The 21196-nt window shown below is 46.8% G+C and carries 23 protein-coding genes; 14 read left to right on the plus strand and 9 right to left on the minus strand.

Annotation, left to right across the window (positions count from 1 at the left end; translation table 11 throughout):
• Positions 1–77: 77 nt before the first annotated feature.
• The 7 genes from C1752_RS24290 to C1752_RS24320 form a co-directional block, all read right to left on the minus strand.
• Positions 78–791: an IS6 family transposase gene (locus tag C1752_RS24290; protein WP_110988643.1), complete on the minus strand. Its 714-nt coding sequence runs from the start codon at positions 789–791 to the stop codon at positions 78–80.
• A 138-nt stretch (positions 792–929) separates the two neighbouring features.
• Entirely contained in the window at positions 930–1445 is a 516-nt protein-coding gene (locus tag C1752_RS24295) for a PEP-CTERM sorting domain-containing protein (protein ID WP_110988644.1), read from the minus strand.
• 375 nt (positions 1446–1820) lie between these two features.
• The gene (locus C1752_RS24300; RefSeq protein WP_158535182.1) at positions 1821–2357 is read right to left on the minus strand and encodes a PD-(D/E)XK nuclease family protein; all 537 of its coding nucleotides are present in this window, start codon (positions 2355–2357) and stop codon (positions 1821–1823) included.
• A 117-nt stretch (positions 2358–2474) separates the two neighbouring features.
• Positions 2475–2885: a PD-(D/E)XK nuclease family protein gene (locus C1752_RS24305; protein WP_233501865.1), complete on the minus strand. Its 411-nt coding sequence runs from the start codon at positions 2883–2885 to the stop codon at positions 2475–2477.
• 26 nt (positions 2886–2911) lie between these two features.
• On the minus strand, positions 2912–3895 hold the full coding sequence (locus C1752_RS24310; protein WP_158535183.1) for a ParB/RepB/Spo0J family partition protein: 984 nt from the start codon (positions 3893–3895) through the stop codon (positions 2912–2914).
• Positions 3888–4658: an AAA family ATPase gene (locus tag C1752_RS24315; protein WP_110988647.1), complete on the minus strand. Its 771-nt coding sequence runs from the start codon at positions 4656–4658 to the stop codon at positions 3888–3890. Before C1752_RS24315 ends, C1752_RS24310 begins: the two co-directional genes overlap by 8 nt.
• A gap of 272 nt (positions 4659–4930) precedes the next feature.
• Entirely contained in the window at positions 4931–7141 is a 2211-nt protein-coding gene (locus C1752_RS24320; protein WP_110988648.1) for an IS1096 element passenger TnpR family protein, read from the minus strand.
• A gap of 143 nt (positions 7142–7284) precedes the next feature.
• On the opposite strand from C1752_RS24320, the gene C1752_RS24325 reads away from it, so the two are divergent.
• The 5 genes from C1752_RS24325 (at position 7285) to C1752_RS24345 (ending at position 9219) form a co-directional block, all read left to right on the plus strand.
• The gene (locus C1752_RS24325; RefSeq protein WP_110988649.1) at positions 7285–7500 is read left to right on the plus strand and encodes a type II toxin-antitoxin system HicA family toxin; all 216 of its coding nucleotides are present in this window, start codon (positions 7285–7287) and stop codon (positions 7498–7500) included.
• Entirely contained in the window at positions 7487–7708 is a 222-nt protein-coding gene (locus tag C1752_RS24330) for a type II toxin-antitoxin system HicB family antitoxin (protein WP_110988650.1), read from the plus strand. Before C1752_RS24325 ends, C1752_RS24330 begins: the two co-directional genes overlap by 14 nt.
• A 4-nt stretch (positions 7709–7712) precedes the next feature.
• Positions 7713–8195 (plus strand): hypothetical protein, encoded by a 483-nt coding sequence (locus C1752_RS24335; RefSeq protein WP_110988651.1) that lies wholly within the window; start codon positions 7713–7715, stop codon positions 8193–8195.
• 5 nt (positions 8196–8200) lie between these two features.
• Entirely contained in the window at positions 8201–8842 is a 642-nt protein-coding gene (locus tag C1752_RS24340; RefSeq protein ID WP_110988652.1) for a hypothetical protein, read from the plus strand.
• A gap of 65 nt (positions 8843–8907) precedes the next feature.
• The gene (locus C1752_RS24345) at positions 8908–9219 is read left to right on the plus strand and encodes a hypothetical protein (RefSeq protein ID WP_233501866.1); all 312 of its coding nucleotides are present in this window, start codon (positions 8908–8910) and stop codon (positions 9217–9219) included.
• A 118-nt stretch (positions 9220–9337) separates the two neighbouring features.
• On the opposite strand, the gene C1752_RS29495 is transcribed toward C1752_RS24345, so the two are convergent.
• Positions 9338–9502: a hypothetical protein gene (locus C1752_RS29495; protein ID WP_233501867.1), complete on the minus strand. Its 165-nt coding sequence runs from the start codon at positions 9500–9502 to the stop codon at positions 9338–9340.
• 762 nt (positions 9503–10264) lie between these two features.
• Between C1752_RS29495 and C1752_RS24355 the strand changes: the two genes are divergently transcribed.
• The gene (locus tag C1752_RS24355) at positions 10265–11059 is read left to right on the plus strand and encodes an SDR family NAD(P)-dependent oxidoreductase (RefSeq protein ID WP_110988655.1); all 795 of its coding nucleotides are present in this window, start codon (positions 10265–10267) and stop codon (positions 11057–11059) included.
• A gap of 354 nt (positions 11060–11413) precedes the next feature.
• Positions 11414–12181 (plus strand): LmeA family phospholipid-binding protein, encoded by a 768-nt coding sequence (locus tag C1752_RS24360; RefSeq protein ID WP_110988656.1) that lies wholly within the window; start codon positions 11414–11416, stop codon positions 12179–12181.
• A 28-nt stretch (positions 12182–12209) separates the two neighbouring features.
• On the opposite strand, the gene C1752_RS24365 is transcribed toward C1752_RS24360, so the two are convergent.
• Positions 12210–12899 (minus strand): Type 1 glutamine amidotransferase-like domain-containing protein, encoded by a 690-nt coding sequence (locus tag C1752_RS24365; protein WP_110988657.1) that lies wholly within the window; start codon positions 12897–12899, stop codon positions 12210–12212.
• Between the two features lie 740 nt (positions 12900–13639).
• Between C1752_RS24365 and C1752_RS24370 the strand changes: the two genes are divergently transcribed.
• From C1752_RS24370 to C1752_RS24395, 7 genes are all read left to right on the plus strand, one after another.
• The gene (locus C1752_RS24370) at positions 13640–14761 is read left to right on the plus strand and encodes an N-acetyltransferase DgcN family protein (protein WP_110988658.1); all 1122 of its coding nucleotides are present in this window, start codon (positions 13640–13642) and stop codon (positions 14759–14761) included.
• An 18-nt stretch (positions 14762–14779) separates the two neighbouring features.
• Positions 14780–15850, plus strand: coding sequence for an alanine/ornithine racemase family PLP-dependent enzyme (locus C1752_RS24375; RefSeq protein ID WP_110988659.1), 1071 nt, complete (start codon positions 14780–14782; stop codon positions 15848–15850).
• Positions 15851–16005: 155 nt separating this feature from the next.
• Positions 16006–16191, plus strand: coding sequence for a hypothetical protein (locus C1752_RS24380; protein WP_110988660.1), 186 nt, complete (start codon positions 16006–16008; stop codon positions 16189–16191).
• Positions 16192–16466: 275 nt separating this feature from the next.
• Complete coding sequence (locus tag C1752_RS24385; protein WP_110988679.1) at positions 16467–16991, plus strand: pentapeptide repeat-containing protein; 525 nt, start codon at positions 16467–16469, stop codon at positions 16989–16991.
• Complete coding sequence (locus tag C1752_RS30500; RefSeq protein ID WP_373276841.1) at positions 16988–17158, plus strand: pentapeptide repeat-containing protein; 171 nt, start codon at positions 16988–16990, stop codon at positions 17156–17158. Before C1752_RS24385 ends, C1752_RS30500 begins: the two co-directional genes overlap by 4 nt.
• Before the next feature lie 190 nt (positions 17159–17348).
• Complete coding sequence (locus C1752_RS24390; protein ID WP_274704538.1) at positions 17349–18179, plus strand: acyl-CoA desaturase; 831 nt, start codon at positions 17349–17351, stop codon at positions 18177–18179.
• 526 nt (positions 18180–18705) lie between these two features.
• On the plus strand, positions 18706–21180 hold the full coding sequence (locus C1752_RS24395) for an ATP-dependent Clp protease ATP-binding subunit (RefSeq protein WP_110988661.1): 2475 nt from the start codon (positions 18706–18708) through the stop codon (positions 21178–21180).
• Positions 21181–21196 lie beyond the last annotated feature (16 nt).

Consider the following 21196-nt stretch of genomic DNA (forward strand, 5'->3'; position numbering starts at 1 on the left):
AAAAATATTTTACTACTACTAAGGGTTCTGTTGCGTTAACGTTCCAGGGCGCAAGAATGGGAGCCTAACCCTGATTTTTAGACAGCAATCCCAAAGATCTCTGAAATGAAGTGATTCTGAGAAAGAAGACATTCTTTCTCAATACCGACAATCTGACCCTTGCGAATCGCATTCATCGTCTCATATCCCCGAATCGTTAGCTTGGCACTCCAGAAGTTTTGAAATTCAAGCCCTGCCTTCACTTTGAGTTTTATAAATCTGTGATCTTGTTCCAATATATTATGGAGGTACTTCACGGGCAGATGTTCCGTTTCTTCGGGTAACTCACCTGACTCCTGAAGATCCTCAATTACACCTGGATAGACGGCGTATTTATCCGTATTGATGACTCTGGGCATCTGCTCTACATGTTCTCTCTGCAAGACCTTACTCAGAAACCGTTTGGCAGCTTTTGTGTCTCGCTTAGCTGTCAGCAAGAAGTCGAGCATGAAGCCCGACGAGTCGATGGCTCTCCAGAGATAATAGAACTGCTCTTGAATATCGATGTATGTCTCATCGATTCTCCATGAGTCGTTGGTTGGCCGGAAGTGTGGACGGCAGCGCTCATCGAGTTCAGGTCCATATCGCTGAACCCACTGATAGATAGTGGTATGGTCTACTTCAACGCCACGCTCAGCTAGCATTTCAGCAACATCCCGACAACTCAGTCGATAGCAAAGATACCAGCGCACTGCCCACAGAATAATGCAGGGTGGGTACTGACGATGTTTGAACGGGCGGTCAACAAGCATAACTGAAAGCTAGCAGTGGCAAAGATCTCGACCTACCATCTCCAGATCCAATCCCTGCAGCAGAACCCTGAGATTTACATGCCGAAGTTGTAGTAATACAGCAAATCCGTTAGAACGAGACTTGAGCGATGGCCTCAGCTACTGCCTTAGCTTTTTACGCAGCAGCAACATCAGTCCCAGAACCGCTGTTGAACCCAGAACGCCGTTGGGTTCAGGAACTTCTGAATAACGAACATCTCCAGTTCCGTCACCTACACTGAGTGTGCTGTAAGTGAACTGTGATCCATCAATACTGGATGGACCTGGCGCAAAGGAAAGGAAGATTAGATCCGTTGGACTTGTTTGTTCTCCTACATAACTTAGCCCCAGAAATTTATTGTCAGAAAAAACAACTTCTGGACCTGACACAGCATCTGCTTCTGTAAATACGGTGTTGAAAAACTCTAGGCTTAGGCTAGAGACGGGTGCAAACTCGTTACCCGTACCAGTTAGGCCAGAGTCATCAAACTCGAATGAACCTGATAGGTCTTCACCAGCTAAATTTCCTGTAAAATTGTCAACATCGAAGTTAAGGGAAACTGCGTGGGATGGCTGAATTACGATAGCTGTCATGCCTAGAGCTAGGCCAAAAGCTATGGGAAAAGTATAATTCATTACAATTGAATTCCTAATATGATGGGTTCATAGGGTTGCATATTCGCGTAACCTCGGCAGCAGTGATGTTGACTTCGGTATTCCTCAGCAAAGAAGTCCAGTAGGTGGCCATAAGGTCTGCTGGGCTAAACGTAAATTCTTCTAGCTATCTTATATTGATTTATTAATGCTGGGGAAATTACCATCGCATATCAAACTGCCAACACGCTTGTACTTGGGTATTTTAGTAATTTACTATGGCAGGTAAATAATGACCAAAATTCAATACTTGTTAAGTTGCTTATCTCAGACCTTATAGCCGCCTACAGAGAGCATTGCGGAGAGCTACTTTCGCAGCTTGCCGATTCTGTGTGTTTGTATTCATTATGATTCACCTCAAAATGGCAGCAACAACTGCATTCCCTTTGGCTTTCTGGCGGTATCGGGTATCGGCTCCGGCACTTCTGCTGTTACAGAGCAATAGCGCTGATAACTACAGCGATCGCACTGTTCTCCTTTCTTCGGTCGCCATTCATCCTCTTTCTGTAGACTAACCGCTAGTTTTTCGATGAGTCGCTTTGACTCTTTTCGGTGCTCTGGAGTGACTTCATAGGTGACTTTCTCACCCGTCCGTAGGTAGATGAGACTGAGCTTGTGGAGAGCCTGCTGATAAGCCTGTTTGAGAAGTAAATCGTAGAGGCCCAACTGAATATCTACAGCATCCGGTGGGCTAACCAATTTTGTGGTCTTATAACCTACATTCCGCAGGTTAGTGAATTCTTGTAAGCCTTTTCCAGTAAAGGCTTTGAGCTTTATCCCGAAATTCAAGAATACCTCCCTCAGAGCGTTGAGATACAGGTGGCCGATTAACCTGTATTGCTTTTCCAATCTGGCTTCTAGAGAGTCTGTGATCTGTTTTTTCAGGTGATGCAACCTGGATTGATGGAACAGAGCCGATTCTTGATAGGCCCTGTAACCCTTCTCTAGTATGGCTCCTAGAAAAGTGTACTACCTGCGGAATGTAGGTTATAATCAATCAGCTCTAATCCATCATCGACATAATCCAGACGATCGTATTGGCCCCGAATGACAAACTCGTAGTAGCCAACTCGAAAAGACCCCTTGATTGACTGCTCTACTCCAAGGGGTTTTCTCATCATCGGCATTGGCTCTACGTATCTCTCGTAGTACTCCTGCAGCATCCGCCAGCCGTCGTTTACTTGATTTGCCCAGGTCAACAGTGTGCGATTGCCAACACTGTGAGAACCACTCTAGGTTGGGGATGGGGTATGCATAGTTCCACTGCTCGTAGATATCTTTGAGTGCTGCGTGAACAGCTTTACCCAGTGCAGGAGAACCAAAGACAGACTGTTCCTTCAATCCTCGTTCATAGCGGAAGTAGTAGGACTGGGGGCAGCTTTTGTATAGCTTTAGCCGAGTTGCTGAGATGGGGTAAGCCATAGACGATTTTCGGTTCGGAGATCAGCCTAAGCACTAGATTCTGATTCAAGAATTAGTGATTCTAGTTGGTTTGTTAGCGATTCTACTTTCCTTCTTATTCTCTTGTCCTTCAGCAATTTTGGGCTAGTTGCCTTCTTGAGAATAGATCGTGCACGATCGCGCAGCACTACACTGTTATTGTTGGCGTTGTTTTTTGTGGAGGTGATGATTAGATTCTGAATCTCTTTGACCGTAAGCTTTTCATCAACTGCACTTTTGAGCAGAGCCTTACGTTCTGCCTCATTTTTAACTCTGGCGATACGGATCGCTTTGGTGTACGACAGCTTTCCTGCCTCCAGAAAAGCAATTACATCATTTGGTAGGTTGATAAGCTGAAGCTTGTTTGCTACGAATGACTTCCAGTTCAATCCCAACTCCTCAAATACTGAGATGATGAATTCTCTCTGCTTGGCAGTGATAATAACGTTATTGTCACCACCTCGATTCTCTGCATTAAATAATGAAGTGAGGGCATGAGCGACTTCATCGGTGTCCTTGTCTAAACCGACGGACAGTAACTGAATAATTCCGCGAGTACGTTCGAAAGGATTGATGTCTGAACGGGCTTCATTTTCGATAATTGCTATCTTTAGGGCTGTAAAGTCATCTACTTCATCAACTTTTACAGGGACAGTAGTAAGCCCTAGTTCTGCTGCCGCTAATCGTCTTTGCGAGCCAGCAATCAACTCAAAATGGTCTGAGGCTTCACTTGTTGGTCTTAAAAGCAGTGGTTCTTTTATCCCTACTGCTTGAATTGTTGCCTTAATTTGTTCAATTTTGATGCGGTCATAGTAGAGCCTGAGTTGGAAATCAGGTAGAAGAATTTTCTCTAATTCTATTTCAAGAGTAGGGGACTGGCTCCATGCCGGTAGCCCGTCACGATTTAGAAAGCCATCGTTGAGGACAAAATTTTCTAAGGCTTCCTCCGTATGTTTTTCTCTTTGCAACGTTAACGAACGACGCTTAGCCATTGATGATCTCCGTAATCTCTTCAAAAAGCTGACAGTACTCATTACGAGCGATTTCAATCGACGTGAGTTTTTTGACTTTCTTCACGCCTCTTTTCTTACGGCTTTTCTCTAAACGTTGGGATTCTCTCAGTGCAGTAGTTCTTTGCCCCGGAACGTCCATGATGCACGTCCGATGATAGATGACTGTATCAAGTGGAAACACATGCTGTCTTACCTTATTGTCTTCATCTGTTGCTTCAAGGGCTTCGCGTAGGAGGATAGTGCCCTCTTGCGCCCGATTGAAAAACATGACTGCTTTTGGCAATCCACCCCGGATGTCTTGAGCAACTTCAACCATCTCGATAGTGTCATCATTGCTATCCAAGTCAAGCTGGGAAGTTTGGCAGGGGATAACTACGATATCGCATCGGCTCAAGATGGCTCTTGAGACTTCCTCCATGCTGCCTGGAGCATCAACGATCACGTAATCGTACTGCTGTTTGACATTCGGAAGTTCTCTAAGAAGTGTTCTTGCATCACCCATAACAGAGCACTGAATGTCTGCGCTAATAGCAGAGAGCCATCTCGAACTGCTTCTCTGGGCATCTGCATCTACAAATCCTACGGAACCAAACTGTTCAAACCAGTCCCTAGCATGTGCAGCTGTTGTTGTCTTTCCTACACCTCCCTTCTGACTGAGAAAGGCAATGACGATCTTTTTGGTAGGTGGAGTAAACTTCTTTCGTCTGGGAGCACGAGGCTTCTCTCGTGTGGCAGTAGCCATTCAGGCACCTCAATGTAATTCTAAAACTATATAAATCCTGCCAGGATAATAACGTTATTATCAATTTTGTCAAGATATCCTGAATCTAAATGAAGCAATTTATCTTGTTGTTACTTGATCCCATCGGTCTACTGCAGGTTCTGTAGTACTTCTCATTCCACCTCGCCGAACACTCATCCAACTCCGAGATCGCCTCAATCTGCCAGAGTATGTCAGCGAAGGTCATAGGGATCTTGCTCTTGTCGCTATCGGAAAGGGTGAGCACATAATCCTTACGAATACTCAAGCTCCCTTAGGGCTTGATTCACCTCTTGTAGGTCAAAGGCTTTCGGGTCAAACTCGCTCCCAACCCATTCTTTCCGTTCCCTGTGATCACTATGTCGGGGATTTTTCAGCACCTTCAACAAATGGGCATACCCCCAGTCCCCGCCACAGTCTTCCGGTGGACAAGCCTGCTTTCCGGCCAGACACACTGGATAGGTTTTCTCAGGCTCACTTGCTAGCCTTTTTTCTACCTCGATTTCGTGCTGCCACATATCACCAAGGTTGTATAGGTAGGAGAATGAAAACAACTCATTCCCAATTAACTCCGCTAAGGTAAGAGTCTCATCCTCCTCGTCCTCATTGACCGAGAACTTGTGAAGATGGTAGCCCTCCCACCCCATCGCAGCTTGTACCACTGGATGAAGTTGGGCCAGCGTCATGACCTCTGACACTTGAAGCCGCCGCCAGACCTTAGGCTGGACTCCCAAAAGCGTAATTTTCAATTGATAGACGCTGGTTACATGGACTGCATCTAAAGAATCTTCTACAGCCGTAATTTTTGGACAGTCTAGCGGTTCCTCAGTAGAGGCCAGCTCCAGTACTTGATCCACCATCTCCCACTCACAATTCACTTTGCAATTATCCAGCTCTGCGATCATCTCCATCCGCCAGAACATATCACCAATAATTTGCGATATTTCATCCTTCTCGTGATAGGTCAGAGTTAGCAAGTACTCATTACCCCGAGGTTTCGTCTTCTGGCCTTGAACATCGCTGAACACCTGCCGCTCAATCTCCTTGCGGACCTTCGATTTTTTACGGCCTTCGACCCAGAGCTTGAAGCGCACCTGGGCCTGATGCTCAACGGCGGTGTCCCCATACCTTAAAGGCATCTGTAGCTTAAGCCCAGACTCCAGATCAACTAGTGCAGTCTCAGGAGAATTAACCTCTTCCCTCTCCTGAGACTGTATATCTGGCGATTGTCCTTCTTCAGCAACCTTCACACCAAACATTTCCGGCATACCGTAGGCCAGCTCAAGCATTTGCTCCAGCGCCTCAATGTTCTCCTGCCAAAGCTCTGCGAAAGTAATGTCCCCATCATCAAACTCCACTTGGCCCAACGGTTCCTTTCCTGTCAACTGCACCAATCCCCCCAGCAGCTTCCGCTGCTTCCTATCTAAAGACTTTGCATACACCAACTCCTTAGACTCTTCAATGGAGCGGTAATACGCCTCCACCGCAGCTTCCTGCTCCGCCCCCATCGTGTAGCGCCGAAACGATCTCTCGTCCGTGTGCCCCGTCAACCGCATCGCATGGGCCGGGTCCATGCCCTTCCGCAGCATCTCAGAAGCCCCCGTGTGCCGCAGCCGGTGGGGATGAATATCAGGAACCCCCGAGATCTCCCCAATCGCCTCCACCATCTGATAGACCCCCTGGTAGGACAATCGCTGGCCGCCCCACCCGCGATGCTGAGAGAGAAACAGAGGAAAGTCAGGCTGCAGCTCCTCTCCCTGGTCTCGCCGCCAGTCTAAATACTCCGCTACCGCCTTCTGGCCCGCAGGGCTGAGGGGCACCAAGCGAGGCTGTTTATTCTTCGATATCGGAATCGAGATCAGACGCCCATCAAACGATCCGACATTGGTGGCCACCACCTCTCCGGATCGCATCCCACTGGCCAGCAAGTGCAGCAATGCCAGATCTCTCACTTGAGTACGCCCCCGCTGGACCACCGCCGCCCACACCTTCTCCATATTCTCAGCCGAGATATCCTGTGGCATCGGCACCGGCAACCGCTCGAATTTGACCCCCTCAGTCGGGTTCTCCGGGCACAGCTCAGGATGAAACGTATTCAACCACCGAAAGAACGACTTGAGGGCCGTCAAAGCCGCATTGACGCTGCTCTTCGAGAGCGTTTTCCCCGGCTTAACCTCATGCTCCATCAAATAGGCTTTGTACTGCCCCAACTGCCGGAGCTTCAGCTCAGACCAAGCAGAGTGGGTCCAGCCCAAAAAACGCTTCAATTCACGCTCATAGAGCTTCCGAGAGTTGGCTGCTAGATTGCTCGCTCTCAGAAACTCCTGCACCACCGGCCAGCGGATATCAGCAGGGGTCTCAATTTGCCGGGGCCGTCCCTGCCGTTGCCTCGATTCGGGCCTCTCCTCCGCCACCGGGATGGCCACCACCATTACTGGGGGAATTGACTTCGGAGCGATCGCCATCTCGTTACCTCGCGGACCTTCTATAATAGTGGCATATTTCAATAATAAATATTGGGCTAATATCTTAGCTATGACTAAACTATGACGAATAAGAGATGGTAAGATGATCTGAGAATCTAAAATCTAAGCAGCGAGAGGATTCGATGCCCAAGAAGATTCGAGAGATCAAGGCTATGCTCAAGGAGGCTGGCTTCATTGTCCGGTCGGGAAAAGGGTCACACAATAACTGGAAGCATCCCCGGTTGCCCCAGGTGATCACGGTGGCTCGTAAGGATGGAGCCGATGCCCCCCGCTATCTGGAACGAAAGGTTTCTCAAGCCCTGCAGCAGTTGAAGGAGTTACCCGATGACGCAGACTAAGTATCGAATGATCATTGAATGGTCAGATGAGGATTCTTGCTTTGTGGTGTCTCTGCCGGACTTTGAGCGGGTGACGCAGCCGGTGACGGATGGCACCACCTATGAAGCGGCAGCTCGGCAAGGGCAAGAAGCGATTGAGTCCTTAGTGGATTTCTATGAAGCTGAGGGGTGGACTTTGCCCGTCCCGCAGACGTTGCAGGTGGCCTAGGACAATGGCTCGGCCCCTGGCAGAGAAATGTCGGCGGTGTGCCAAGCTGTCGGTGACTGAAGCGAAGGAGAAGGACTGCTGGGCAGGGCAAGTCTGTCATGTTCGTCGTCATGGGTACCGGAATCGCGATCGCTACAACAAGCAGAAGAAAAAGCAGTATGCCATTGCAACCGGCAAGATCATTCCAGAGATCACGGTGGCTGTACCTGCGACTCCGGCTGCGATTCTGCATCTGTATCGAGTGAGGGTGGATGCACCCCTCCATGCGATCGCCGCTGAACTGTGGATCGGGCAACAGCAGGTTGCGAAAGTTGAACCTGTGCATTGCCTGGGGTGGACAGGAATGCAAGTGAAACAGTATTCGCGGGAGGTACTGAAAGGCTTTTCAGGTCAGCTTGAGGATGTTGTGCTGGACCGCTTTGAAACAACGGTGGAGTTGAATCCAAACCAGTGCCCGATCCGTCCATGTCCTCTCCACCCTGAGTAATATTAATGAGTGTTATTCAGCTAGAACTCGATCTTTGGCAGCAGCTTGCCGTAGCTGAGGAATACCCTGAGCAGACTAACGTTGAGCAGTTGTGCTTAGGGTTAGATCTGATGCTGACTCAGGTGTCTCCTAAGCGGCAGTTAGAGATGGCTGGGGAAGCCTTTCTACAGATTGCTGAAGTCTTCAATCGTCGAGCGGATATGCTGCTCAATGATTGGAAGCAGGCTCACAGTGAGGAGGGGCCGGTGCTGGACTTGGGAGAGCTAGAGGTGCTGGTCCGTCAGTCGATGGTGTTTGATCTCGATGAATTGTTCGCTGAGCCTGAGCTTGTCACTAGGCGCACTTTCCCAAAAGAGGAAGGGGACTCTGTGGTTGCGATCGTGGAGAAAGAGGTGTTGCTTCAGGAGCTGGAGTTGCAGCAGCCGGAAGAGGTATTTGCTGTGATTGAGGAGGAAAACGTGGCGGCTTGGGTGGATGCGATCGCACAACGATTGCGGGCCAGGGGAGGTAGTGACTCTGCGATCGCACTGCAGCAGCACCTAGAGTTGTCTTGGGGACGGTTATGGCTGGGACTGCTGCTTGGTGGGTTCGAGTTGGAGAGCGATCGCTTTTACAGTCGGGAAATTGAAGTGAGCTGTGTACGTTGACAAATCTCAAAAAAATCGAAGCATTGCTCAATCCTCTGGATACATCATCTACCGAGTGCGATGGTATGACTCGCTTATGCCATACTGTTCTCTCCAGAGAGTCGATAGAACACAGTGTTTACATCGGTTCATGTCGGGTAGAAAGCCAGGAAATTCCGCTTCACTTCTGGATAGAGCTGCTGGGGGAACACAAGGGGTACATCGTTGATTATCGTTTAGGGATGTGGATGCGCGATGTTGTGATTCAGGTTCCTCACGGGATATTCAAGGCCGACACATTCCGTCACGTCAGTTACCAGGGTGAGGCAATCGACATTCCCTATTTGCCAGAGCCACTCTTTCAGATTTTGTCGATGAGCGCTCCGCTTATCCAGTGATGTGGGAGGAGATGCGATCGCACAAAGGCTAGCAGCCACCGAGAATGGTAGTGACTCTCTCGTCGCATTGCAGAAGCACCTAAAGCTATCCTGGGGGCGGCTGTGGTTGGGGCTATTGCTAGGGGGCTTTGTGTTGGAGTCGGATGGTGAGCACTTTTATGGTGGTGGGATCACTATCCGTTTCTGAATATCGCTGAAGTTGAGAGGGAAAGTTCAATACAACCAGACGCAGTAGGAGATGATCGCGTGTAGGAATCGATTGTCGTTTGTTGGCAATGCTCATCACCTAAACCTGGCATAGGCATGGTTAGGGTGCCATACCGAATTCCTTGAACAGTTCGGCACTGTATCAGATGCATTGCTTAGATGATCGCTTCAGCCACCCTGGCCAACATTGCAGATCAACAAAACTGGAAACCCGTAATCAGTTGAGGGTTCTCATCTTTCTAAATACCTGCCCGCCTTTCTCATACTTTACAAGGCCACGATTTAGCATCTATATTTCAGCCTAAAGCATACTAAGCAGGCAACACAGGTAGGGCAAATCACCACGAAATGACTTCAGCTTAATAAATATATCACTAAGAAATGTAACAGAAAGTTGCCTTAGTTAAGAATTTATGCAGATCCCTGATCCCGGTGCTAGCTTAGATGCTGATACCTAGTCAAAATCAATGTTCGCATCAAGGAGGCACCTACCTATGCTCTACATCTATCTAGTCTGAGGCTATCTCATTCAAGTATGGCCATACTTGAATGGTCTGAGCAGTCTTTCTGGTTTAGCCCTTCTTCACTTTTGTTGGGAGTTTTCCTCAAGCTCATCTCAAGTCAATTGCCCATTGTCTCTTAGCCGTAACGTCCCATGCGTAATCCTGGGCGTATATGTACTAAAGACGATCTGAGTCCAAGATTTTTTTAATTTAAGTTTTTTAATCCTGATAGACCTGTTGTTTTCCGTCTGATGGGAGTGTGTGCTGTTGCCTATGTTGATTCTATGGCAGGGATGACAGCTTGATAATCCATTGGACTTTGTGGGAGGAGAAGCATGAAACTGATTGGAAAAACAGCTCTGGTGACGGGCGCTTCCCGTGGGATTGGTCGGGAGATTGCCCTGGAGTTAGCCCGTGAAGGAATTGCTCGCCTAGTCTTGGTCGCCCGTGATCGGCAGCGATTAGCAGCGGTGGCTGAGGAAATTAAACAGATGGGCGTAGAGGCCATCTTGGTCCCTTTGGATTTAACGCAGATCGGGGAGGTCCGAATTGCGATGGCTCGCGTTTGGCAGCATCAAGGCCCCATTCATCTATTGATTAATTGCGCTGGAGTGGCCCATCAACTGCCTTTTTTGCAAGCCCGTCTTCCCGACGTTCAGGAAGAGATTGCCCTCAATCTAATGGGCACTTATACGGTGACTCATTTAATTGCTCGTCGGATGGCCCGGAAGCGGGAAGGACGAATCGTCAATGTGTCGAGCTTGATGGGTAAGGTGGCTGCACCGACAATGGCGACCTATTCAGCGACTAAGTTTGCTCTTGTGGGCTTTACCCATGCACTTCGGGGAGAACTAGCTCCCTACAACATCCGGGTCTCGGCTCTGTTACCGTCTTTGACTGAAACGGATATGGTGCGGAACCTAGAACGGTTCCGATGGGTGGTGCCAACGTCTCCCCAGAAGGTGGCTCAGGTTTTGGTTGCCAGTCTGGAAAAAGAGTCGGCTGAAATCCTGGTGGGATGGCAGAGTCATTTGGCCGTGTGGTGCAACCGAATCGCACCGGGCATCCTGGAGCAAGTGCTAAGGATGACGGCCCCCAAGACTCGGTTTGCTCCTGCTCTACGACTATAGTCACCTCGGCTCTTACCTTGGTTGGTTGTTGGACAATTGGGTCAGAAGGAGGTCTGAATGCTCAATACAAAGAGTTTCAATCCAAGACTTGAGCGACTCGCTCATGGGCCAAATCGTCCATCTCTAGGAGTATGGCTCGGATGAAGGACAGTATCTGCCATCATCAACACCACATCATCCAGGTCAATGATGGTACGACACTGTCCTTATCTTGAATTAGCTTTAGTGAGGATAACTTACTAATTAGTAGATAAGACTACAAAATCTAACAAATTTAATCTATATTGCTATTTTTTAATTGCATTCTTAAATGTTTGCGTTATATTAAGGACTCATTCACAAAGCAACAGACCTATGATTGCTAACCTATCAATTCCAATGGAATCTAAACGTCAGGGTGGCGATCAACTCGTCAGCAAGGTTGTGACCACTGCCATTTCTGCGTTGCTGAGGCAAACAGAGTTATTAGAGGTCAACGTCAGGGCTGAGCCAGTGGCAAAGCTGCTTCAGGGCAGCGTCGATGGCTTTGACTGTGTGGGGCAGGGACTGCTGATGCACAGCGGCCTTCAAGTTGACCAGATGGAGTTTCATCTACAGGCGCTCTCCATTGACTTTGGTGCTCTTTTTCGAGGGCAAGTCCAACTTCGACAGCCGACGCAGGCTTCCATGCGGATTGCGCTAACCGAGGATAACTTAACGGAATCCTTCAATACACCCTTTCTCAAGGAGAAGCTCCAGCAGCTCTCATGGGAGGGACAGTCTCTGATGTTTGAGAGGACTCGGATTAGTGTTAACGAAGATCAGTCGCTGCGGATGCAAAGCTGGGTTCGCCAAGGTGAGGCTGAACAACTGTTTGAAATTGATATTACGGCTCGGGTTGAGGTTGAAAACCGACGCAAACTGAAATTTGTAGAGGTGACCTACGGTGGTGATCCGACGGCTGTAGCGTTAGGTCAAATGCTGACTGAACATGTAAATCAGTTACTGGATTTAGATCAGTTTGCCTTGGACGGGATGCAGCTTCGTGTAGATCAGCTACGGCTACGTAACAAGCAGCTCACGCTATATGGTGTTGCCCTTATCGAGAAGTTTCCACAGCGAAATAGAGGGTGGCAACCATAGAGAGTCTTTCACGCTCTATGTCGCTCTCTCAGGAGTTTACCTTAAGTGGCTCAGTCATAGCTCCATTAGGACTTTGTATAACTTTGTATGCGGCTGATCCATCATGGCCGGATATAACGTGTTTCAACTGACCGTCAACGAAATGGGCTGCAGCACCATCATCAATGGCGATGCCAGGGGAGATATCTCCATTCCTAACGAGTTTTTCGAAGGTTGGTTTACGCTCCGCTTCCAATGAATAGTGGGGACAGCAACTGCCTGAAATGAAGTTGAGGCACTTTAATGGCATTAGTGTTCCAGCTCTGGCATCTGTTAGAGCAGACTCAAACCAGCATACGGCTCCCGCGCTGACGCCTGCTAAAATAGTGCCATTTCTTGCTGCCTCTTTAAGCAATGGAGGCAAGTTCCAGGCTTCCCAAATGGCTAAAAGGCTTAGAGTATTGCCACCGCCAACATAAATAGCATCCTGTTGCATAACCCAATCAGCTAGGTCGGGAGTACGGCGAAAGAATGTGAGGTGAGCTGGTAGACAGTTTAGTTGAGAAAAGCGTGCATAGAACTTCTGTCGATAACTTTCGGCATCTCCACTGGCGGTTCCCAAAAAGCCAATCTTCGGTTTACTAGTTGGGCACTGCTCCAGGATATAGGTATCGAGTCTCGGCTCGGAACCTTCTGAAAAGCCCCCGCCGCCAATGGCAATGATTTGACCTTGAATCATAATTTAGGACTCAATTTTTTGATTGTAGGCCATAAATGAACCAAACTGTGATTTTGAATACCATAGAGGTGAACAAAGTTTTACCCAAGGTTTTTATACTACTAAGTAATTTCAAGCAAAAGAGCAGAACTTTTAACCTACAATTCAGTAATTTGATGGGTTAACTGGATGTGATGCTTTTCTCATTTACATGCACTATAAAAATGAAGTCTTAGCATAGAAGTATTTTTGGCGATTTCCATTAATGTCTTCTTATATAAGAATTCAACTATCCATTGAACGTTGAAATGACTAAACTTGGTAGTTGAATTAAGCACTTGTATAGAGAATGGCGCGATATCGCAGATTGGGTGGTCTATGGCCGCTACCTGGAAAACCTGAAACTCTCTTTGGATAAAGGGTATAGGCTATTGCTAAAAAGTGTGGTCTCGATTGAATAATCCCTAAAAAAGTAATACATGTTACACTTAGAGCACGCATAAGTTCCAACAGAAGTTCAGCTAGGATCTGAGCTTTTCGCTTCAATACACACATTACTTTCGCTAACCAAAGAATTTACTAGATTGTGCAGTCTTGACTGCGTGACTTCTCGGAAATCATACGAAGACTAAATTTCAGGCAGCGCAGTGCCTGTGAGTTTATTTCGAGAAAAATGTAAATCAACTCTAAATCGTATCGAGGCTTAGCAAGCTCAACAAGTCTCTTGAGAATTTAAAAGACAATTGTAAAGGTTTAATTGCATGCCATTCGTTAAAGAAACGGCTTTAGTTTATTGCGAGAATCAGTTTGGCTTAGTAGACGGGAAAACGGCTTCAGGGTTAGTTCGGCACTCTGACACGTATACCATCGTTGGCGTTATTGATAGTACTTTGGCGGGAAGAGACGCTGGGGAAGAGTTAGGCGATCGCGAAAACGGCATTCCTATTTTTGCCAACTTAGATGAAGCTTTGGGCCAGCTACGAGACGTTCCGAACTGCTATATCTATGGGAAAGCCCCCTTAGATGCCTGTATCTCAATGGTGGAAAGGTTCTTGATTTTTGAAGCGATGTCCAAGGGCATGAATATCATCAACGGTTTGCACCAGTTTTTCTCTGAAGATCCTGAGTTTGTTCGTATGGCTGAGCAACACGGTATTCAAATTAAAGATATTAGAAAACCACCTCAGCTTCAAGATCTGCACGTCTTCACTGGTCAAATCTTTAGAGTCAATGTGCCTGTGATTGCTGTCCTCGGTACAGATTGCGCCTGCGGGAAAATGACCACTGCAGTGGAGCTGAATCAAGCCTTAAACAGGCTAGGAATAAAGTCTGTTATGGTGGCGACCGGGCAAACAGGTTTGATGCAGGGGGCAAAATATGGGGCCTCCATTGATGCGCTCGTATCTCAATTTGTGATTGGTGAAATAGAAAATGCTGTGGTGCAGACGTTTGATCATGAAGACCCCGATATTATTCTCGTGGAAGGTCAAAGTGCCGTCGGTCATCCTGCTTTTATGAGTTCCGTCGGTATTTTGAAGGGCTGTATGCCCGATGGTGTGATTCTCCAGCATCCACCAGCCCGAAAGTTTCGGTGCGATTTTCCCCACCTAGCGATGCCCACCCTAGAGAGTGAAATTCAACTGATCGAATCGATCTCTCAATCTCAGGTGCTCGCCATCACGATCAGCCATGAAAACATGAACGAGATAGAAACTCAGAGCGTGATTGCAGAGTATGAAAACCACTTTCGATTACCCACGACAGATGTGCTCAATGATGGGTGTCAAAAACTGATTCAGGCTTTAGGCCAGCATTTTCCACAACTGAATCAAAAAATTAAGCTGGAGGGGTTAGAAAAGGTTTTGCAGTTGGCAATGGGGTAAGTATTTGGATTGAGAGAGATGCCAGCCTTTTTGCCAAGGATAGAAATCTCCTTACCGAAGATACAGCATAATGCTCAGATCTTATCGGAGCTGTATGGGCAGAAAGGTATTTCTTTAATGGGTGTCACTAAAGCAACATTAGGGGAGCCTGCGATCGCATCTGCCATGCTGCGAGGTGGCGTCCAGTTTATTGCTGACTCGCGCATTGAAAACATTCTCAGAATGAAGCAGGCGGGAATCATTGCTCAGTTCGTGTTGCTGCGTACAGCGCTCAGCCAAGCCAAATCGGTGATTGAGAGTGTGAACGTCAGTCTAAACACAGAACTGAAAACGATTCAGGCCCTGTCTCACTATGCGAAGGAACAAAATAAAACCCATCAAATCATCCTGATGGTGGAGTTAGGCGATTTGCGGGAAGGTATCCTTCCGGGAGATTTGTCTCTCTTCGTGCAAGAAGTCTTGGGCCTACCCAACATTGAAATCATGGGCATTGGCTGCAATTTGGCTTGTTATGGTGGCATCAAGCCAGACACACAAAATATGGACGAGCTATCTGAATTAGTGACTGCAATTGAAGCAAAATTTCAGATAGGCTTCACGGTTATTTCGGGCGGCAACTCGGCTAACTATGAATGGTGTAAATCGACCCAGAAGGCAGGAAGAATCAACAATCTCCGCATTGGGGAATCTATTCTTCTCGGTTGTGAAACAGTCAGCGGCAAGGGGATTCCAGCATTATATCGTAATGCCTTCAAGCTGATTGCGGAAGTGATTGAGGCCAAGGTAAAACCTTCTTTACCCTTTGGTGTGATCTGTCAGGATGCCTTTGGGAATATTCCAGTTATTATGGATCAGGGAATTCAAGCAAGAGCCATTATTGCTTTGGGAAGACAGGATGTTCTGATATCTGGATTAAGTGCTGATAGCGATGTAGAGATACTCGGCTCTAGCAGCGATCACATCGTCCTCAATAGCAAGGGTTGCGATCTGGAAATTGGCAGCGAAGTTGAATTTAGTCTAGATTACGGTGGGGTTCTATCGGCAATGACATCACCCCATATTCAGAAAAAGATTATTGAATCTTTTTGAACATTTCCCAGGATTCTTTTCTCGATGTCATTTCACCTGTCTGTTAAGGAGCCGGTATGGGTAGGGATTTAAAGCTTGTCCAGCTTAGATTGAGAGCAGACAGTCTCCTGTGACAAAGTCCCAAACAATCAACAAATATTATTGAGGTTCAATAGATGAGAGCTAATTCTAGTATTGGGAAATACAGCCACAAGAAGTTTTCGCCACCTGCAACCCGTAGCATTGATAAAACTTGCCAGCAGTGGAAACAAAAAAATGCTGAAGCTCGTGTCGCAGAGGCACAGATACGAATTCTGGAAAAGCAGCAAGCCCAAAGAAATGAAGGAGGCAAGAATAAATAGTAGCAAAATACGTCTAAGGCAAATTCTTGCATACAATATTTGAAAATTGTGATACCTATCGTCTATTAATAAGAGTTATGTTCATATGGTTTTGGCAAGAATTATTTAGCTATACTAGAAGCGGGGAAAGAGTAATTCTTCTTCTGGTATATAAACGCTATTTGAGTTATTTCTCTAAAAGCTCAATATTTTTATTTATTGGTAGTTGATGACCGGTGTGTTGAAAGCTCTAGCTTTTATTAATGAATTTACTAAATCATTCTGAGAATCAAGATGTGAACGCTCAAGAAATGTTACGCCTGTATAGTGAAGGAAAACGAGATTTTAGCCACGTAAGTCTTGTTAAAGTATGTCTGACAAATGCCAATCTAATTGGTGCACACTTGACTGGAGCACACTTGGTTGAAGCAAATCTACAAGGGTCAAACCTCACCAAAGCGCATCTGGCTCAAGCCAAGATGAATCAGTCCAAGCTTTCCGATACAGAAATGATCAACGCATGCTTGATTGATGCAGAAATGATTGATTCTGACCTGAGTGGAGCAGATTTGAGGCAAGCTGATCTCAGTGGAGCAGACTTGAGTGGTGCTAATTTAGGAGGAGCAGACTTGAGAGGAAGCATCTTGCGGGATGTAAATTTAAGTGGTGCAGACTTGAGAGGAGCCGATCTGACAGGGGTTAGTTTAAGCAAAACTAATCTCAGGGGTGCAGACTTAAAGGGAGCCTATATAGATGAGTCAGAATTTCAAGAAGTAGAACGAAGGGAATTAGGTAACTCCAACTTGTCTATATCCGTATAGATACCAAAGAGCCTAATGTCTATCTTAATAGAAAAAATCTCATTTATGCTAATCCTGCCGATGCAATTTTAGTCGGTACAAATCTGACAGACACCAAAATCAAAAAAACAAACTTAGTGAATATCCGCTGGAATGATGTCGACTTGAATGATGTTTCTCTAAGTTAGGCTTGTCGAACATTCTAAACGTCTAAATCTTATTGATATTGGTTGGGTGAGCAAAGATTTTCTAGGGCAATGGCTAATTGTCTTCTATCTCTGTATGCCGGCTATCCAATTTGGATAACCTGACAAAAATATAGTGTACTGAGCATCAATATGGACGAAGACAGCAATATATCTAAGAAGAGGTGACTATTTGAATGATATTAGTTTAGAGGGATCGCATCCTCGTTGGGATGTGATTGCGTTCACAGTAGCTCTTCATCTAGGAGTATTATTGGCATTTATTCCCGCTAATTTTAGTTGGCCAGCCGTTGGTATGGCCATAACCCTACATTGCCTGATCATAGGTTTGGGTATTTCTGTTGGTTTTCATCGGCTAGCAACCCATCGCAGTTTACAGGTTCCAAAGCTGTTGGAGTATTTCTTGATTTTTTGTGGCACTTTGGCTGGTCAGGGCGGCGTCAAAGGTTGGGTGGGCTATCATCGGATGCACCATTTGTATACCGATAGTTCAGGAGATCCGCATGACTCAACTGAAGGATTTTGGTGGAGCCATATTAGCTGGGTGATGCATCAAGTTCCGATGAGAACAGAACTCTCCCGTTTCACAAAAGACATTTCGGATGATTCGTTTTATCAGTTTTGTCACAAGCATTATATTGTTCTGCAAGTCGTGCTAGCTGCTCTACTGTACGGACTAGGTGGAATGCCTTTTGTCGTGTGGGGAATCTTTGTTCGTTTGTTTGTCGGATTCCACGGTACTTTCTTTGTCAATAGTGCTTGTCATAAGTTTGGCTATCGCACCCATGGATTAGATGATCGCTCCACGAACTGTTGGTGGGTCGCGCTACTGACTTTTGGTGAAGGATGGCATAACAATCATCATGCCTTTCAATCTTCAGCACGGTTTGGGTGGCGCTGGTGGGAGATCGATATGGCTTGGCAAACAATTCGACTATTAGAACGATTGAATTTAGCAAGCCACGTTAGGACTACACGAATGTCCCTAACGGGAGAGACATGACCATTAGTAAGCCTGGGGAGTGTCAAATAACCTTAAACGACTATTGATTTAGATGTTTATTATGGGGTTCCTTTATGGAGTCTGAGCAGAGACAAGAGATTACTAATCTATGGGCGTTGAACCTCTCTCCCCAACAAATTGCCAAAAAATTAAGTTTGCCGCTTGAGGAGGTTAGAGAGCTTATTTGGCAGCAATCGCATAAGAAGTAATCCCCACTCTACTGACAATACGTCAGAAAGTTGTTATACAGCTAATTGTTCTCAATTAAGAGTTGCAAATATCGGAGTCGATAGGTCGTTTTGGAACCTGAGATGTAGCAGATACATCGGAGTAACAGCAATTTAGTTCCTGGCGACCAAAACTAGGAACAACCCGAGTAAGATTTATGCCTGCCTGACCGCTCAATATAAGAACCTTTGAGAACGTTTAACAGCCCCTAAGTAGTCATGGATTGATGCTGATTATGGGAAAGATCTCGAAGCACTAACAATTACTCTCCTCCCCCCCAAAAAAAAGGATATGCATCATGTTTGAGTGCTTTACAGAGAAAGCCATCAAGGTAATTATGCTTGCCCAAGAGGAATCCCATCGTCTTAAACAAATGTTTGTCGGTACAGAGCTAATTCTATTGGGTCTTATTGGCGAGGAAACTGGAATCGCGGCAACAGTCCTAAAGTCTCTGGGAGCAAATCTGCCTAAAGCGCGGCTCGACGTTGAAAAATCGGTGGGGAAAGGCTCAAGCCCTGTAAAGGCTGAGATTACATTTACCCCGCGAAGCAAACGGGTGCTGGAATCTGCTCTGGAAGAATCTCGACAGTTGGGGCATAGCTACGTGGGTACTGAACACTTATTGTTGGCGCTGATCAAGGATGAGCAAGGTGTTGCGGCACAAGTTCTTTTGAACCTAGAGATTGACGTTATCGACATTCGGACTCGAGTGATGCAAAGACTCTCTGAGCCAACAGCGGTTCCCTCTGGCAATCGCCCAACGGTTCAGAGAAACTATAACTTCCCCAAGAGATCGACACTCGACGAGTTCGGTACCAACTTGACCCAACTTGCTGTAGAGGGAAGCCTTGATCCAGTCGTGGGGCGTCAAACTGAAGTGCAGCGAATGATCCAAATTCTCAATCGCCGTACGAAGAACAATCCCATCTTGATTGGCGAACCTGGCGTGGGAAAAACAGCCTTAGCAGAGGGACTGGCCCAACGGATTGTGAATCATGATGTTCCTGACGCTATCGAGGGGAAATGCGTTTTTACACTCAATGTTGGCTCGTTATTAGCGGGTACGAAGTATCGAGGTGAATTTGAGGAACGCCTGAAGGCCATTGTGGAGGAAGTCCGCAGCAGTGGAAATATCATATTGGTGATTGATGAGATTCATACCCTCGTTGGCTCCGGGGCGGCAGAGGGTGGGCTTGATGCAGCCAATATCCTCAAGCCATCTTTGGCACGGGGTGAACTTCAGTGTATCGGTGCAACCACACTGGATGACTATCGTCAGTACATTGAACGAGATTCTGCTCTAGAGAGACGGTTTCAGCCTGTCATGGTCAATGAATCCAGCGTTGAAGAGACAATTGAAATACTGAAGGGTTTACGCAGTTGCTATGAGCAACATCATCAACTTGAAATTTCTGACCTGGCTTTAGAAGCAGCCGCTAAACTCTCTGATCGCTACATTTGCGATCGCTTCTTGCCAGATAAAGCGATCGATCTGATTGATGAGGCCGGCTCCAAGATCCGTATCAGCTCTTCTAAAGCAGCCTCTACTGACAAAAAGCTCAGCAAAGAACTGCGCCAAATTCTCAAGGAAAAAGGGAACGCAACTCAAAAACAGGATTACTCACTCGCTAGAGAGCTACGCATCCGCGAAGTTGAAATTCAGAACAAGCTTCAGGGGGATAGCCAAACGCTGTTCTCCAATCCTGCCGATCTCATTCTTCCGATCGTTAATGAAGAAGATATTGCCAGTATCGTCGCCTCTTGGACAGGCGTTCCAGTCAATAAGCTCACAGAATCTGAGTCTGAAAATCTTTTGCAGTTAGAAGATATCCTGCATCAGCGGATTATTGGTCAGGAGGAAGCTGTTAAAGCCGTTTCTCGCGCCATGCGCCGAGTCCGCACAGGGCTTAAAGATCCGAACCGCCCCATCGCTAGCTTTATCTTTTCAGGTCCTACAGGGGTCGGGAAGACGGAACTGGCTAAAGCTCTAGCTTCTTCCTACTTCGGATCTGAGGCGGCTATGATTCGACTGGATATGTCTGAATATATGGAAAGTCACACGGTTGCCAAGCTGGTTGGTTCTCCCCCTGGCTATATCGGCTTCGACGAGGGAGGGCAACTCACAGAAGCCGTTCGCCGCCAGCCATACACCGTAGTACTATTTGACGAAATTGAAAAAGCCCACCCAGATGTATTTAATCTACTGCTGCAGGTCTTAGAAGATGGTCGTCTCACCGATGCCAAAGGCCGGACTGTAGATTTCAAAAACACCCTCTTGATCATGACCTCTAACGTTGGCTCGAAGGTGATTCAAAAAGGGGGAAGTGGTTTAGGCTTTGAGTTCTCTGATGATTTAGCCGGTGCTCAATACAGCCGCATTGTCTCAGTTGTGAATGAAGAACTCAAACAGTTTTTTCGTCCTGAGTTCCTCAACCGTCTGGATGAAATCATTGTCTTCCAGCAGCTTAACAAAACTGAGGTTAGGCAGATTGCTGATATTCTGCTGCACGAAGTGTTTGCTCGAGTAGCAGAGCGCAGGATTGCGGTAGAGGTCACTGATCTATTTAAGGAGCGACTGGTAGAAACAGGCTATGACCCTGAAATGGGAGCGCGTCCACTGCGTCGAGCGATCACCAGACTCTTAGAAGATTGTCTGGCAGAAGAAATCCTGACCGGGCGGGTTAAGACAGGCGATGCGGTTATCGTAGATGTTAATGGGGCGGGGCAAACGCAGGTTCTAATCAAACAAGTAGAGAGAAGTGGTTGCAAGTAAGGGAGATATTTTAGAA

The organism is Acaryochloris thomasi RCC1774, assembly GCF_003231495.1.
Classification (GTDB): Bacteria; Cyanobacteriota; Cyanobacteriia; order Thermosynechococcales; family Thermosynechococcaceae; genus RCC1774.